The organism is Pseudonocardia sp. TRM90224, assembly GCF_021245725.1.
GTDB lineage: Bacteria > Actinomycetota > Actinomycetes > Mycobacteriales > Pseudonocardiaceae > Pseudonocardia.
In genome coordinates this window covers 713109-727169 of sequence record NZ_JAJGSX010000003.1, presented here as the reverse complement: position 1 = coordinate 727169, position 14061 = coordinate 713109, and the positions used below count along the sequence as shown (strand labels likewise).

At 71.0% G+C, this 14061-nt stretch carries 14 protein-coding genes; 3 read left to right on the top strand and 11 right to left on the bottom strand.

Translation table 11 applies throughout. From position 1 onward, the window contains the following. Positions 1 to 4: 4 nt before the first annotated feature. Both LL648_RS07630 and moeA read right to left on the bottom strand, forming a co-directional pair. The gene (locus LL648_RS07630; protein WP_232661692.1) at positions 5 to 733 is read right to left on the bottom strand and encodes a phosphatidylserine decarboxylase; all 729 of its coding nucleotides are present in this window, start codon (positions 731 to 733) and stop codon (positions 5 to 7) included. 386 nt (positions 734 to 1119) lie between these two features. Further along, on the bottom strand, positions 1120 to 2376 hold the full coding sequence (gene moeA, locus LL648_RS07625; RefSeq protein ID WP_232661691.1) for a molybdopterin molybdotransferase MoeA: 1257 nt from the start codon (positions 2374 to 2376) through the stop codon (positions 1120 to 1122). 209 nt (positions 2377 to 2585) lie between these two features. On the opposite strand from moeA, the gene groL reads away from it, so the two are divergent. Beyond that, positions 2586 to 4214: a chaperonin GroEL gene (gene groL, locus LL648_RS07620; protein ID WP_232661869.1), complete on the top strand. Its 1629-nt coding sequence runs from the start codon at positions 2586 to 2588 to the stop codon at positions 4212 to 4214. Between the two features lie 102 nt (positions 4215 to 4316). Here groL and LL648_RS07615 read toward each other — a convergent pair whose 3' ends face one another. Next, positions 4317 to 4619, bottom strand: a complete 303-nt coding sequence (locus LL648_RS07615; RefSeq protein WP_232661690.1) for a hypothetical protein — start codon at positions 4617 to 4619, stop codon at positions 4317 to 4319. A 134-nt stretch (positions 4620 to 4753) separates the two neighbouring features. Then, on the bottom strand, positions 4754 to 5719 hold the full coding sequence (locus tag LL648_RS07610) for a helix-turn-helix transcriptional regulator (protein ID WP_232661689.1): 966 nt from the start codon (positions 5717 to 5719) through the stop codon (positions 4754 to 4756). 62 nt (positions 5720 to 5781) lie between these two features. On the opposite strand from LL648_RS07610, the gene LL648_RS07605 reads away from it, so the two are divergent. Then, the gene (locus LL648_RS07605; protein WP_232661688.1) at positions 5782 to 6393 is read left to right on the top strand and encodes a TIGR03086 family metal-binding protein; all 612 of its coding nucleotides are present in this window, start codon (positions 5782 to 5784) and stop codon (positions 6391 to 6393) included. Here the strand turns inward: LL648_RS07605 and LL648_RS07600 are convergent. Then, entirely contained in the window at positions 6358 to 6984 is a 627-nt protein-coding gene (locus LL648_RS07600; RefSeq protein WP_232661687.1) for a LysE family translocator, read from the bottom strand. The genes LL648_RS07605 and LL648_RS07600 overlap by 36 nt on opposite strands. A gap of 355 nt (positions 6985 to 7339) precedes the next feature. Between LL648_RS07600 and LL648_RS07595 the strand changes: the two genes are divergently transcribed. Beyond that, a complete protein-coding gene (locus tag LL648_RS07595; RefSeq protein ID WP_232661686.1) occupies positions 7340 to 8554 on the top strand; it encodes a low temperature requirement protein A in 1215 nt (404 codons plus the stop codon). A gap of 21 nt (positions 8555 to 8575) precedes the next feature. On the opposite strand, the gene LL648_RS07590 is transcribed toward LL648_RS07595, so the two are convergent. The 6 genes from LL648_RS07590 to LL648_RS07565 form a co-directional block, all read right to left on the bottom strand. Continuing rightward, complete coding sequence (locus tag LL648_RS07590; protein ID WP_232661685.1) at positions 8576 to 8878, bottom strand: PspC domain-containing protein; 303 nt, start codon at positions 8876 to 8878, stop codon at positions 8576 to 8578. Positions 8879 to 8982: 104 nt separating this feature from the next. Next, on the bottom strand, positions 8983 to 10260 hold the full coding sequence (locus tag LL648_RS07585; RefSeq protein WP_232661684.1) for an ABC transporter substrate-binding protein: 1278 nt from the start codon (positions 10258 to 10260) through the stop codon (positions 8983 to 8985). Beyond that, complete coding sequence (locus LL648_RS07580) at positions 10244 to 11455, bottom strand: branched-chain amino acid ABC transporter permease (RefSeq protein ID WP_232661683.1); 1212 nt, start codon at positions 11453 to 11455, stop codon at positions 10244 to 10246. Before LL648_RS07580 ends, LL648_RS07585 begins: the two co-directional genes overlap by 17 nt. Further along, positions 11448 to 12323, bottom strand: a complete 876-nt coding sequence (locus tag LL648_RS07575; RefSeq protein WP_232661682.1) for a branched-chain amino acid ABC transporter permease — start codon at positions 12321 to 12323, stop codon at positions 11448 to 11450. The genes LL648_RS07580 and LL648_RS07575 overlap by 8 nt, the downstream gene beginning before the upstream one ends. Then, positions 12323 to 13165 carry an ABC transporter ATP-binding protein gene (locus tag LL648_RS07570; protein WP_232661681.1) on the bottom strand — a complete coding sequence of 281 codons (843 nt, stop codon included), beginning with the start codon at positions 13163 to 13165 and terminating at the stop codon, positions 12323 to 12325. Before LL648_RS07570 ends, LL648_RS07575 begins: the two co-directional genes overlap by 1 nt. Continuing rightward, complete coding sequence (locus LL648_RS07565) at positions 13162 to 13947, bottom strand: ABC transporter ATP-binding protein (RefSeq protein WP_441344302.1); 786 nt, start codon at positions 13945 to 13947, stop codon at positions 13162 to 13164. The genes LL648_RS07570 and LL648_RS07565 overlap by 4 nt, the downstream gene beginning before the upstream one ends. Between the last annotated feature and the right edge of the window lie 114 nt (positions 13948 to 14061).

Genomic DNA, 14061 nt, shown 5'->3' with positions numbered 1-14061 from the left:
GCCATCAGCTCGCCCCGCCCGTCGCCGGCAGCTCGGCGAGCACGGTCTCGCCGCCGATGGTCCGCTGCCCGACGGCGACGGTCACGCGCGAGCCGCGCGGGAGGTAGGTGTCGACCCGCGAGCCGAACCGGATCAGGCCGTAGGTCTCGCCGGCCGCGACCTCGTCGCCCGGCGCGACGTCGCAGACGATGCGCCGCGCGAGCAGGCCGGCGATCTGCACGACGCCGATCTTCGCGCCGCCGGTCGTCTCCAGCAACATCGCGTTGCGCTCGTTGTCCTCGCTGGCCTTGTCGAGGTCGGCCGAGAGGAAGACTCCCGGCCGGTACTCGACGGCGAGCACGCGCCCGTCGGCGGGGATGCGCTGCACGTGCACGTCGAGCACGGAGAGGAAGACGCTCACCCGGGGCGCCAGCACGGGGGGCAGGCCCAGCTCCGGCGGCGGAACGACGTCGGAGACCGTCGCGACGGTGCCGTCGGCGGCGGCGAGCACGACCCCGGTGAGCGGGGGCGGCACTCGGCGGGGGTCGCGGAAGAACGCGGCCGTCGCGGCTGTGGCGAGCACGCCGACGAGCGTCCCCCGGCCGGTCACGGCACGGAACAGCCCGGCTGCGACGGCGACCCCGGCCACGAGCGGGCGACCGCCGGGGTGCATCGGCGGGATCGCGGCCCTGACCAGGCCGGCGATGTGGGGGACCGAGAATCCAGACGGGGATGCCTGGGACTTTTCGGACATGAGCGGCGGTCGGCTCCTCCGGCGTGGCGTCGCTGGGCGATCCCAGCGGCCGATACGGTACGCGACCGCCGTCACCGCTCCGCCGGTACTCTGATCATCGGGCCCGAGAACGCAAAGGGCCGGGGCCGTCATCCCCCGAGACGACGACCCCGGCCGTGGAACCGCTCGTCCGCTCCCCAGCGACGGGCGGTAGGTTCTTTGCCCACCTACGCGGTTACCCGCGTGGTGCCGAAAGTATCCATGAGCAGTCGATCGATCGTCCAGGTCGTAAAGCCACAAGGCCCACGATCAGAACCGTTCGGCCGAACACTCACTACTAAGACGCTCTTGGCGCGCCCAGTGTTGCATCACTTGGCTGTGACGTACACCACGTTTACCCGGTCGGCTCACCCATCGAGTAGCCAGACCTCCACGGGTGACCCCTCGGGGAGTTCCGTTGCGGCCTCCGGCACGATGATGAAGCACTCGGCTACAGCGAGTGATCCGAGCAGGTGAGAGGCCGGAGAACCCACCTCGGCGACCGTTCCGCGGACCGCGTCGAGCACCCCGCGACGGAACTGCCGCTTGCCCTCCGGCGAGACGAATGACTGCCCGAGCTTGGCGTTGACGATGGGCCGATCGGGGTGCGGATGGCCCAGCGCGGCCCTCAGCGCGGGCCTGACGAACACCTCGAACGACACCTGTGAGCTGACCGGATTGCCCGGCAGGGTCACAACCGGAACTTCACCCAGTTCAGTGACCCGTCCGGCGCCCTGCGGGCCGCCCGGTTGCATAGCGACACGGACGAACTCGACCCCGCGGTCGGTGAAGGCGTCCTTCACGACCTCGTACGCGCCCGCGCTGACCCCGCCCGAAGTCAGCACGAGATCGACGCCGCTCTGCTCGATCCGCTTGCGCAACGTCGAGAGCAGCTCGTCGACGTCGTCGGGGACGAAGCGCAGCAGCTCCGCCTGCCCGCCGGCCTCCTCGACCGCCGCGGCGAGCATCGGGCCGTTCGACTCGTAGATCTGGCCGGGCTGCAGCGGCGTGCCGGGCTCGACGAGCTCGGAGCCGGTGGAGAGCACCAGCACGACGGGCCTGCGCCGCACCGGCAGTGTCGCGGCGCCGACGGCGGCGGCCAGCCCGATCTGCGGCGCGCGCAGCTCGGTGCCGGCCCGGAGCAGGACGTCACCGGCGTGCACGTCCTCGCCGACGGTCCGCACGTGCGTCCCGGCGGCCGGGGCGCGGAAGATCCGCACGCGCTCGGCGCCGCCGTCGGTGAACTCGACCTGCACCACGGCGTCGGCGCCCTCGGGGACCGTGGCCCCCGTCATGATCCGGTGGACGGTGCCGGGCGCGAGCGGCGGGACGTCGACCCGCCCGGCCGGGATGTCCTCCGCGACGGGCAGCTCGACGGGCGACTCGGGCGAGGCGCCTGCCAGCTCGGCCGCGCGCACCGCGTAGCCGTCCATCGCGGAGTTCGGGAACGACGGCAGCGACATGGGTGCCACGAGGTCGGCGGCCAGCACCCGCCCGCGCAGCTCGGCCAGCGGGACGTCCTCGACCGGGCTGGGCTGCAGCAGCGCCGCGACCACAGCACGGTGTTCCTCGACCGAACGCGGTGTCTTGCCTGATTGTGCTGTCTTCGCTACCGGAGCGCCCACCCCTGCATCGTGCCCGATGGCCCCCCGGGCGTGCCCTCCGGCGTCCTTGCACTCGCTCCGGGCGAGTGCTAGAACCGGTGCTGGCACTCGGCACGGTAGAGTGCCAATCGTCGAGCAGGTGAGACCGGCGCAGGGTTGCCGGTCGTCCGTCGCGGGCACCGCGCTCGGTACGTGACTTCGTGTCATCCCAATCGGAGGACAACACCCCCATGGCGAAGATGATCGCTTTCGACGAGGAGGCGCGCCGCGGGCTCGAGCGCGGCATGAACACCCTCGCCGACGCTGTCAAGGTGACGCTCGGCCCGCGTGGCCGCAACGTCGTCCTGGAGAAGAAGTGGGGCGCGCCCACCATCACCAACGATGGTGTGTCGATCGCCAAGGAGATCGAGCTCGAGGACCCGTGGGAGAAGATCGGGGCCGAGCTGGTCAAGGAAGTTGCCAAGAAGACCGACGACATCGCCGGTGACGGCACCACCACCGCCACCGTGCTCGCGCAGGCGCTGGTCCGTGAGGGTCTGCGCAACGTCGCCGCGGGTGCGAACCCGATGGCGCTCAAGCGGGGCATCGAGAAGGCCGTCGAGGCCGTCTCCGAGGCGCTGCTGAAGTCCGCCAAGGAGGTCGAGACCAAGGAGCAGATCGCGGCCACCGCGTCGATCTCCGCGGCCGACACCTCGATCGGCGAGCTCATCGCCGAGGCGATGGACAAGGTCGGCAAGGAAGGCGTGATCACGGTCGAGGAGAGCCAGACCTTCGGTCTGGAGCTCGAGCTCACCGAGGGCATGCGCTTCGACAAGGGCTACATCTCGCCCTACTTCGTCACCGACGCCGAGCGCATGGAGGCCGAGCTCGAGGACCCGTACGTCCTCCTCGTCTCGTCCAAGATCGCCACGGTCAAGGACCTGCTCCCGCTGCTGGAGAAGGTCATGCAGAGCGGCAAGCCGCTCGCGATCATCGCCGAGGACGTCGAGGGCGAGGCCCTGGCCACCCTGGTCGTCAACAAGATCCGTGGCACCTTCAAGTCGGTTGCCGTCAAGGCCCCCGGCTTCGGTGACCGCCGCGAGGCGATGCTGACCGACATGGGCATCCTGACCGGTGGCGAGGTCATCTCGGAGAAGGTCGGCCTCAAGCTGGAGAACGCCGACCTGACCCTGCTGGGCACCGCCCGCAAGGTCGTGGTCTCCAAGGACGAGACCACCATCGTCGACGGCGGCGGCGACGCCGACCAGATCGCCGGACGGGTCAACCAGATCCGCTCCGAGATCGAGCGCACCGACTCCGACTACGACCGCGAGAAGCTGCAGGAGCGCCTGGCCAAGCTGGCCGGCGGTGTTGCGGTCATCAAGGCCGGCGCGGCCACCGAGGTCGAGCTCAAGGAGCGCAAGCACCGCATCGAAGACGCCGTCCGCAACGCCAAGGCGGCCGTCGAAGAGGGCATCGTCGCTGGTGGCGGCGTCGCGCTCATCCAGGCCGGAGCCGGCCTGTTCGAGGGTCTCGGTCTCGATGGTGACGAGGCCACCGGCGCGAACATCGTCAAGGTCGCGCTGGAGGCACCGCTCAAGCAGATCGCCATCAACGCCGGTCTCGAAGGCGGAGTCGTGGCCGAGAAGGTCCGCGGTCTCAACGCGGGCGAGGGCCTCGACGCGGCCACCGGTGAGTACAAGGACCTGATCAAGGCCGGGATCATCGACCCCGCCAAGGTCACCCGCTCGGCGCTGCAGAACGCAGCCTCGATCGCGGCCCTGTTCCTCACCACCGAGGCCGTCATCGCCGACAAGCCGGAGAAGAACCCGGCCCCGGCCGGCGACCCCTCGGGCGGCATGGGCGGCATGGACTTCTGAGTCCACCCCCCAGCAGTACCGCACGTCCCGCAGGGGCGGCACCCATCCGGGTGCCGCCCCTGCGGCGTTCCTGCGGCAAACTTCGGGCCGCGTCGAGGCCGGTCAGCCCCAGAGCGCCAGTTCGGCCATCGCCCGGTTGCGCGACCGGGCCGCGAACGCGCACGCCGTCGCGACCGGGATGCCGACGGCGACCACGATGCCGCCGACCACCATGAGCCACACGTCCGGGCCCGCGCCGCCGACCGCCACGATCCACATCAGCAGGAGCAGCAGCGGCACGAGCGCCAGGAGCGCCAGCACGCCGAGGCCCGCGACGACGACCGAGCGCCAGACCGTACCCGCGGTCGTCGACGGCGCGACCCACGGCTGCTCGACGGGCGGCGGGGGCATCCAGCGCGGTTCCATGACAGGAACGTATGCGCCACAGACCGCCCGGCGCGTCCGCACGACTACGGAGTCACCGACCGACTTCCCCACCGTTTTGGGTGGATGCGCGCCGTTTCGGCGCGCATGTGCCCAAAAGGGTGGGGAACTTCGGGTCAGCGTTCGGTGGCGTAGCGGGCGGCGGCCGCCTGGGCCCGCTCCGCGAGTGCCGTGCGCAGCTCGGGTGGTTCGAGCGCTTCCGCGTCGGCACCCAGCGACCAGAGCACGCTCTGCGCGTACATCACGTCGGCGAAGGTGACGTCGAGCAGCAGCCAGCCGTCCTCGCGGTCGGCCACCTCGGTGATGATGCCGCGCGCCGCGCCGGCCAGCGTCGCCCGGCGTCCGGCGAGCAGGCGCAACCGCACCCGCACCGTGCGGGCCGCGAAGAAGCGGGCCCTGCGTTCCTGCCAGGCCCGTTCGAGGTCGACGCCCTCGGGCCGGTCTGCGAGCTCCGTCAGCTCCTGCACCTCGCGCATCCGGCTGAGCCGGTAGGTGCGCTCGGCGCCCTCTCGCGTCGCGAGCAGGTACCAACGGCCGCGCGCGCTGACCAGGCCGACCGGATCGACGGTCCGCCATCGCGGCTCCTGGCACTCGGCCTGGTACCGGATGCGCAGCCGGCGACCGGCGAACACCGCACGCTGGACGGCGGCGAGGTGCTCGACCTCGGGCTCCGGTTCCCCGACGGGCAGCCAGCCCTCCTGCCGGACGAGCACCCGCTCGGCGTCGCTGGTGGCGGCGGTCCGGTGCGGCTGGGGCAGTGCCGCGACGACCTTGCGCATCGCCGACGCCAGCGCCGGGCCCATCCCGGTCGACTCCGACGACGCCCGCGAGCCCGCTACCAGCAACGCGAGCGCCTCGTCGTGCGTCAGGCCGGTCAGGTCGGTGCTGTAGCCGGGCAGCAGCGCGTAGCCGCCGTGCCGGCCGCGCTCGGCGTACACCGGGACGCCCGCGCCGGAGAGCGCGTCGAAGTCACGCTCCACGGTGCGCGTCGAGACCTCCAGCTCGCCCGCCAGCTCCGCGGCGGTCATCCGGCCGCGGTGCTGCAGCAGCATCATGATCGAGAGCAGCCGGTCGGCGCGCATGCCCTGCAGATTGCCAGAAATACCCGACACGAGGTGTCGGGATTCGACGAGAAGCTCTCCCCATGACGAACACGGACCCCCGCCCCCTCTACGCAGAGGCCATCAGCTGGACGCACGGCATCATGGCCGGCGTCGACGCCGATCGGCTGGAGTCGCCCACACCCTGCACCGAGTTCGACGTGCGCACGCTGATGAGCCACCTCGTGGCCACCGTCGAGCGGGCCCGTGTGATCGGCGAGGGCGGCGACTTCACGAGCATCCCGGTCCTCCGCACCGGCATCCCCGACGCCGAGCTGGCCACGGCCTACGGCGCCGCGGCCGAGAAGACCCTCGCGGTCTGGAGCGACGACGCCGTGCTCGACCGCCCCGTCACGGTGCCGTGGGGCACGGTGCCCGGCCGGGCCTCGCTCTGGGGCTACCTCAACGAGACGCTCGTGCACGGCTGGGACCTCGCCGTCGCCACCGGGCAGCCGGCCGAGGCCGATCCCGCGCTCGCGGAGGCCGTGCTGCAGGTTGCGGGCACGCTCCTGCCCGCGGAACGGCGCGGCGGCCCCGTCCCGTTCGAGGCTCCGGTCGCCCCACGCGACGACGCCGGCCCGACCGAACGCCTCGCGAACTGGTCGGGCCGGGCCGTTCCGTCAGCGGGTGTCGGCCACCATGGCAACACCGAGTGAGAGCAGGACGCCGGCGGTGGTGCGGTCGAGCCACCGCCGGACCCGCTCACGCAGCAGCAGCCTTCGGGCGGTCGCGGCGAGCACAACGAGCGCTCCGAGCCACACCACCCCGACGGCCACGTGGATGGTCACGAGCAGCGCGCCCCAGCCCACGTGCCCGCCGGCCGGGATGAACTGCGGCAGGAGGCTCACGTAGAAGACGCCGACCTTCGGGTTGAGCAGGTTGGTCACGAACCCGGCGCGGAACCCGCGCCACGCGCCCGCGATCTGCATCTCGGGTTCCGCGCCCGCCTTCCGGTTGCTCGGGAGCGTCTTCCACAGCGCGGAGGCGCCGAGCCAGATCAGGTATGCCGCACCGGCCAGCTGCACGATGCGGTACGCGATCTCCGACGCCGTGAGCAGCGCGCTCAGCCCGAGTGTGCTGGCGGTCCCCCAGACCAGGCAGCCGGCCGTGATGCCCAGCACCACCGCGATCCCGACCCGGCGGCCGCCGAGCAACGAATGCCGCAGCACAACCATCGTGTCGAGGCCGGGCGTCAGCACACCCAGCAGCGCGACGGCGGTGAACGTGAGCAGTGCGGCTGTGGTCACGACCGCCAGCACAACACGCGCGGACGTAATGACGCCATGGCATTGCCGTCACATCGGGCCGTCACCGGTGGCCAGGTCGGGGAGAACGGCGAACGTCCTCCCCGACCAGGCCGATGGCAACCGACAGCGCCACCACCACGACGGCGAGCATCCCCCCAGAGCTCTCACCGCGAGCGTCCTCACCGGACCGAGGCCGGCCCCTCGTACGGCCTCGGTCCGGTCGAACGCAGCGGGCGCCCATCGCTCCCCGTCGCTGTCGCCGCCATGGGTTGAAACCTATGAGCCCCCACCGACACGGACATCCGTATTCCTACTGCGCTGGAAACCGTCTCCGCGCTGGTGCACGATCTGCGCCATGACAACACCCCGGCGTGGGCGCTTGGAGGCTGTCGGCGAACGCGCCGTCGCCACGCCGCTCGAGCTGTTCTTCGACCTCGTCTTCGTGTTCGCGCTGACCCGCGTCACCGACTGGATGGCGCACGACCTCGACGCCACGAAGATGATCCGCGGGCTGCTGATCATCACCGTGATGTGGTGGTGCTGGATCGGCTACTCGTGGCTCTGCAACGTCGTCAAGGCCGACGAAGGGGTCATGCGGGTCGGCCTGTTCGCCGCGATGGGCGCGCTGTTCGTGCAGGCCATCACGATCCCCGAGGCGTTCGACGACATGCCGGGCGGGCTGCACGGCCCGCTCGTCTTCGCCGTCGGCTACTTCGTCGTGCGCGGCGTGCACATCGTGATCTTCTTCCTGGTGAGCCGGGACGACCCGCAACTGCGCAGCCAGGTGCTGCGGTTCGTCCCCTCGATGCTCGCCGGCACGGTGCTGCTGACGATCGCGTCGCAGACGACCGGCGTGACCCAGACGTTGATCTGGGTGGGCGCGATCCTCGGCGACTACCTCGGCACGCTGGCCGCCGGCAGCAAGTGGCGGATGGGCTCGGCGAAGCACTTCACCGAGCGCCACGGGCTGATCATCATCGTCGCGCTGGGTGAGTCGATCGTCTCCATCGGCATCGGGGTGGCCGAGCTGCCGATCTCGTGGCCGATCATCGTCGCGTCGGTGCTGGGGCTCGCGGTGACGGGAGCGCTCTGGTGGGCGTACTTCGACATCACCGCGCTGGTCACCGAGCGGGCGCTCGCGGCCGCCGAAGGCGAACGCCAGATCCAGCTCGGCCGCGGCGGCTACACGTTCATGCACCTGCCGCTGGTGGTCGGCATCATCATGATGGCGCTCGGGCTCAAGAAGGCGCTCGGCTACATCGGCGGCGACGAGGGGCACACCCTCGCCGACCCGATGTACGGGCTGCCCCTCTACGCCCTCTACGGCGGCGCCTCGCTCTACCTGCTCGCGCACGTCGCGTACAAGCGCTACGTCGCCGGCATGCTCAACTTCGAGCGGATCGGCGTCGCGGTGCTGCTCGTGGCGCTCATCCCGCTGGTGGCGCTGCTGCCGGCGCTCGCGATGCTCTCGATCCTCACCGTCGTGCTGATCGGGCTGATCAGCTGGGAGACCTACCGCAACGCCGAGGAGCGCAACCGCATCCGGCACGACGCGAGCCACGAGCACTGAGCCTCACGAGCACTGAGCAGGTCAGTCCTCTTCGCCCTCCGGCGCGAGCGCCCAGATCGCGACGTAGACGACGACGCCGGTGCCGACGCCGAGCACGGTCAGCGCGAAGAGGCCGATCCGGATCAGCGTGCTGTCGACGCCCAGGCTCTCGGCGAGGCCACCGCAGACGCCGCCGAGCATCTTGTCGGTGCGGCTGCGGTGCAGGCGGAACTTCTTCGCCGGCGCCTGCGCCGGCACGGGAGCGAGGGCCGGGTCGATCACGGTGGTGGCCGCGGCGGCGTCCTTCTCGAGGGAGGGACCGGCGGGGGCGGAGTTGGTTTCCATGCATCCGAGACTGCCCGGCGCCCGCCGCCGCCACCTCAGGGAAGAGCCCCGAAAAGCCCCCGACCCACCCCTGGAGGGTGGGTCGGGGGAATCCGGGAGGTGGGTCAGCCCTTCTGGTGCGGCGCCTTGTAGCCCTCGGCATCGGGGGCGGTGAACAGCGGTGCCACCTCGGTGAGCCCGCCTTCGGCCGCGGGGTCCACCTTCGCGATGTAGACGCCGCGCGTGGGCGGGGTGCCGGGTGAGCTGTAGTCCAGCTCGGCCACCAGGTCGTCGGTCTTCACCGACGACAGCGAGGTCAGCGCCTTCTGGACGCCGACGCGGGTGAGGTCGCCCGACTCGCAGGCCTTGGTCAGCACGGCCTGCCACACGAGGCCCTCGACGTACCCGACGTGCAGACCGGCGTTGAGCGGTGCGCCCGCGTACTTCTGCTTGTACTTCGCGGCGACCTCGACGGCCTTCGGCGTCTTCGACGAGAACGGCGGGCTGGACGCAGCGACGTACAGGTTCCCCAGGGCGTTCGCCGCCGGGCTCTGCAGCAGCGCCGGGTCGAACGTCGGGTTGTTGCCGAGCACGGGCACGTTCAGCCCGAGCGCCTGGTTCGCGGCCAGCGCCGACGCGCTCTGCCCCGGGGTCGTGGTCAGCACGATGGCCTTGACGCCGTCGCCGCGCAGGCCGGTGACGATGTTGGTGAGATCGCTGTCCGTCGAGGTGATCTTGGATTCCTTGACGGTGAGGCCGTGCTTCTCCGCGTAGAACTTCGAGCCCTTGAGCCCGTTGCCGCCGTACTCGCCGTCGATGTAGATGTGGCCGATCGTGTCGCCTTCCTTGATCAGCCCTTCCTGCTGCAGGTAGGCGAGCCCGTCGATGATCTCGAGGTCGTAGGTGGTGCCGATCATCATGATGTTCGGGTTGTTGAGGATCTCGCTCGACCACGACGCGGGTGCCGCGGTCAGGTTGTCGTCGATCAGGTTCTGCTTGAGCGCCGCGAGCACGGGCGAGCCGAGCAGCTGCACCATGCCGAGCACCTTCGGCTCCAGCTGCGGGTAGAGCGTCTTCGCGGTGTCGGCCTTGTACCCGTGGTCGACGATCTCGATCTTGATCTGCCGGTTGCAAATGCCGCCCGCCGCGTTGACGTCCTCGGCCCAGATCGAGTTGCCCGCGTTGATGGCTGCGCCGAGGTTCTTGAAGACGCCGGTGGTGTCGCCCATGATCCCGAGCGTGATCGTCGAGTCGGTCACGCCCTTGTCGGTCTTCACCCCACCGGCACCGGTGGTGCCGCCGGGCTGGTTGTCGGCCGTGCTTCCGCAGGCGGCGAGCACGAGCGTGCTCGCCAGTGCGCCCGCAATCAGCGCCGAGCGCCCTGCCTTACGCCGGAGGATCATCGTCGTTCCTTTCGGGGGTGGGACGCCCGTTGGGCACGGACGCAACAGCAGCCGGCCGGCGCATCCGCGCTGCCAGCCGCCGCCCGATGGCGGCAGCGCCACCGGGTTCGAAGAGCACGACCAGCACGACCGCGGCGCCGTAGATGAACGCGCTGAGCACCACCGCGTTGATCCCGCCGAACTCCGCTTCTGCGAACCAGCCGAACTCGGTGGCACCGAGCCGGAAGAACTTCTCCAGGCCGTACACCACGATCGAGCCGACCACCGCGCCCGGCACCGAGCCGAGCCCCCCGATGATCACGATGGCCAGGTACGCGATCGAGACCGCGAGCGAGTAGGTGCCGGTGAACTCGTTCTCGTCGGGTTTCACCAGGTCGAGCCACAACGCCGTCATCACGCCCGCGAGCCCGGCGAAGGCCGAGGAGACGACGAACGCGCCCGCCTTCACCCGCCGCACGTCGACGCCCATGGCGGTGGCCGCGGCCTCGTTGTCGCGCACCGCCCGCCACGAGCGACCGACGCGGCTGTTCACCGCGCCGCGGGCGAGGAAGTAGGCGATGAACGCCAACGCCAGGAAGAGGTACCAGAGCCGCTGCTCCTTCTCGATCGCGACGCCGAACAGCGTCGGCGACGGGTCGGCGTTCGAGAACGGGAAGCCGAACAGCTCGAACGTCGGCGGGGTGCGTCCGGTCGACGTGCCACCGGTGAACATCTCGAGCGACTGCCCGAGCCACAGCCCGAGGAACACCAGCGAGAGCGACGCGACACCGAGGTAGATGCCGCGGAGCCGGCCGGCGACAGGAGCGAACGCGAGCCCGATCAGCCCGCAGATCACGACGGCACCGATCACCGCGACCAGCGGAGGGAGGCCGAGCCCCACGAGATCGTCGGATTCTTCGGGGTCGCCCGCTATGACGGCGTAGCTCACCGCGCCGACCAGCAGGAAGAACGGGTGCGCCAGCGAGAGCTGGCCGGCCTGGCCGACGAGCAGCGTGAGGCCGATGCCGCCGACGGCGCCGATCAGGACGTACTGCGCCACCTTGAGGTAGGCGACACCGGTGCCGGTGATGATCGGCAGCAGCAGGAGCAACACGAACAGCAACAGCGTCGCCACGATCTTGAGCCAGTTCCGGCGACGCCGCGCCGGCATGGGCGGCAGCGGTGCGCGCGGGGATGCGACGAGCGTGTCAGACACGACTTAGCTCCTTCGTGCCGAAGAGCCCCGACGGTCTGATCACCAGCACCAGCAGCATCACGAGGAACACCGCGCTCTTGGAGAACTCGAACGAGATGTACTGCGCGGAGAGCGCCTCCGTGAGCCCGACGACCAGCCCGCCGACCACCGCGCCCGCGGTGGAGTCGAGACCGCCGAGGATCGCGGCGGGGAAGGCGATCAACGCGATCGCGTGCGTGCCGCGGCCCAGCCCGGCGCCCGAGAAGTCCTGCGTCGCCATGAACAGCACGGCCACCCCGGCCAGCGCGCCCGCGACCAGCCACGCCGTCGCCGTCACCCGCGAGCTGCGGATCCCCATCAGCGCCGCGGCCTCGCGGTTCTCCGCCTGCGCCCGCATCGCGACACCCCAGCTGGAGAACCGGAACGCCAGGAAGAACGCCGTGATCAGCACCGCGCCGACGACGAGCGCGATCGACTGCGTCCGGAAGATCGTCAGGCCGGCGATCTGGATCGGCTGCGAGTCGTACGGGTCGCCGATGAACGGGATGTCGGCGCCGATCCGACGCACGATCTCCTCCGTGATGATCACGTCGACGCCGATCGTGAGCAGCGCGAGGCCGTTGTGGTCGGCGTTGCGCGCGCCGGCGAGCAGCCGCTCCAGCACCAGCCCGGCCAGCGCGGCCGACACGATGCCGACCACGGCGGCGCCGATCCAGCCCATGCTGTCCTTCAGCGCGTAGACGAGGTAGCCGCCGACCAGCACGAGCGAGCCGTGCGCGAAGTTGACCACCTCCGTCGCCTTGAAGATGACGACGAACCCGAGCGCGAGCAGCGCGTAGACCGCGCCCTTGCCGAGCCCGTTCACGACCAGCTGGACGAAGGTCTCCATCACGCGTCCCCGTCCTCTGCGGTGCCGAGGTACGCCTTGATCACCTCGGGGTCGGACTGGACCTGCGCCGGCAGGCCGTCGGCGATCAGCCGGCCGAAGTCGAGCACGCTCACGCGGTCGGCGATGCCCATGACCAGGCCCATGTCGTGCTCGACGAGGAGCACGGAGATGCCGAGCGCGTCGCGCAGCTCGCGGATGGTCACGGCCATCTCGGCGGTCTCGGTGGCGTTGAGCCCGGCGGCGGGCTCGTCGAGCAGCAGCAGCGTCGGCTCGCACGCCAGCGCCCTGGCGATGTCGACGCGCTTCGCGATGCCGTACGGCAGCACCGCGACCGTCGAGTCGAGCCGGTCGGCCACGCCGAGGAAGTCGCAGATCTCCTCGACGCGCGCCATGTGCTTGCGCTCCGCGCGGGTCGTCCACGGCAGGCGCAGCCCGCCGGAGAGGAACCCGCCGCGGGTGAGCGAGTGGCGCCCGAGCATCACGTTGTCGCGGACGGTCGAGCCGGGCGAGAGCGCGATGTTCTGGAACGAGCGGCCGATGCCGAGCCCGGCCAGCCGGTAGGGGCGCAGGTCGGTGAGCACCTGCTCGCCCAGCCGGACCCGGCCCTGCGTCGGCCGGTAGAGCCCGCTGATCACGTTGAAGCAGCTGGACTTGCCCGCGCCGTTCGGCCCGATGAGGGCGTGCACGGTGCCGGGCGCGACGGTGAACGACACCTCGGACAGCGCCGTGATCCCGCCGAAGCGCAGCGTCACGTCCTCGACGACGAGCTCCCGCACTCCGTCGCGCAGCTCCGGGAGGGCCGGCACGTCGAGGTCGGCGCCCGGTTCGGTGTCCACGCTCATCCGGCCCACCTCGAGAGCACCTTGCGGCCGCGATGCGCTCGCGCTTCCGCTTCCTCCGACTCGGCCTGCGCCTGCGACTCGGCGTGTCCGCCCAGGTAGAGGCGTTGCACGTCGTCGCTCGCGGCGAGCTCGGCGGCAGAGCCCGCGAGCGCGATCCGCCCGACCTCCAGCACCGCGGCCCGATCGGCGACCTGCAGCGCCATCGTCGCGTTCTGCTCGACGAGCACCACCGCGGTGCCCTGCTCGTGGATCTCCCTGATGATCCGGGCGATCCGCCCCACCATCTGCGGCGCGAGGCCGAGCGAGGGCTCGTCGAGCAGGAGCAGCTTCGGGTCGGACATCAGCGCCCGCCCGATCGCGAGCATCTGCTGCTCACCGCCGGAGAGCAGGCCGGCCCGCTGGCCCGCCCGCTCCGCGAGCACCGGGAACAGCTGCCGCACCCGCTCGCGCGAGCTCGCCCTCGTCGAGGCCGACCGCGCGCCGAGCCCGCCGGCGCGCAGGTTCTCCTCCACCGTCATGCGGGCGAAGACCTGCCGGCCCTCCGGCACGGCGACAACGCCCTGCCGGACGACGAGCGCGGGATCGAGCCGGTCGATGCGCCGGCCGTCGAAGGTGATCTCACCCGCGGTGACGGATCCGCCGTGCAGCTTGAGCGTGCCCGACACGGCACGCAGCAGCGTCGACTTCCCCGCTCCGTTGCCACCGAGCACCGCGAGCACGGCGTCGCCACCGACCTCGACGTCGACGGACTCCAGCGCGCGGACCGACCGCCCGTACCGCACGGAGAGGCCGCGCACGCTCAGCACGACGCCGTATCCCGTTGATCAGCCACGTCAGGCTCCCTTGCCCGGGGGACCGGTCCTGGGTGGACCGGCGCGCACATGGTGTTGGCCGCC

Coding starts and splice junctions, on each gene's coding strand:
- LL648_RS07610 (WP_232661689.1), bottom strand. CDS start 5,719: ATGCGCGCCGACCGGCTGCTCTCGATCATGATGCTGCTGCAGCACCGC.
- LL648_RS07615 (WP_232661690.1), bottom strand. CDS start 4,619: ATGGAACCGCGCTGGATGCCCCCGCCGCCCGTCGAGCAGCCGTGGGTC.
- LL648_RS07575 (WP_232661682.1), bottom strand. CDS start 12,323: ATGGAGACCTTCGTCCAGCTGGTCGTGAACGGGCTCGGCAAGGGCGCG.
- LL648_RS07595 (WP_232661686.1), top strand. CDS start 7,340: ATGACAACACCCCGGCGTGGGCGCTTGGAGGCTGTCGGCGAACGCGCC.
- LL648_RS07590 (WP_232661685.1), bottom strand. CDS start 8,878: ATGGAAACCAACTCCGCCCCCGCCGGTCCCTCCCTCGAGAAGGACGCC.
- LL648_RS07630 (WP_232661692.1), bottom strand. CDS start 733: ATGTCCGAAAAGTCCCAGGCATCCCCGTCTGGATTCTCGGTCCCCCAC.
- LL648_RS07605 (WP_232661688.1), top strand. CDS start 5,782: ATGACGAACACGGACCCCCGCCCCCTCTACGCAGAGGCCATCAGCTGG.
- groL (WP_232661869.1), top strand. CDS start 2,586: ATGGCGAAGATGATCGCTTTCGACGAGGAGGCGCGCCGCGGGCTCGAG.
- LL648_RS07585 (WP_232661684.1), bottom strand. CDS start 10,260: ATGATCCTCCGGCGTAAGGCAGGGCGCTCGGCGCTGATTGCGGGCGCA.
- LL648_RS07570 (WP_232661681.1), bottom strand. CDS start 13,165: ATGAGCGTGGACACCGAACCGGGCGCCGACCTCGACGTGCCGGCCCTC.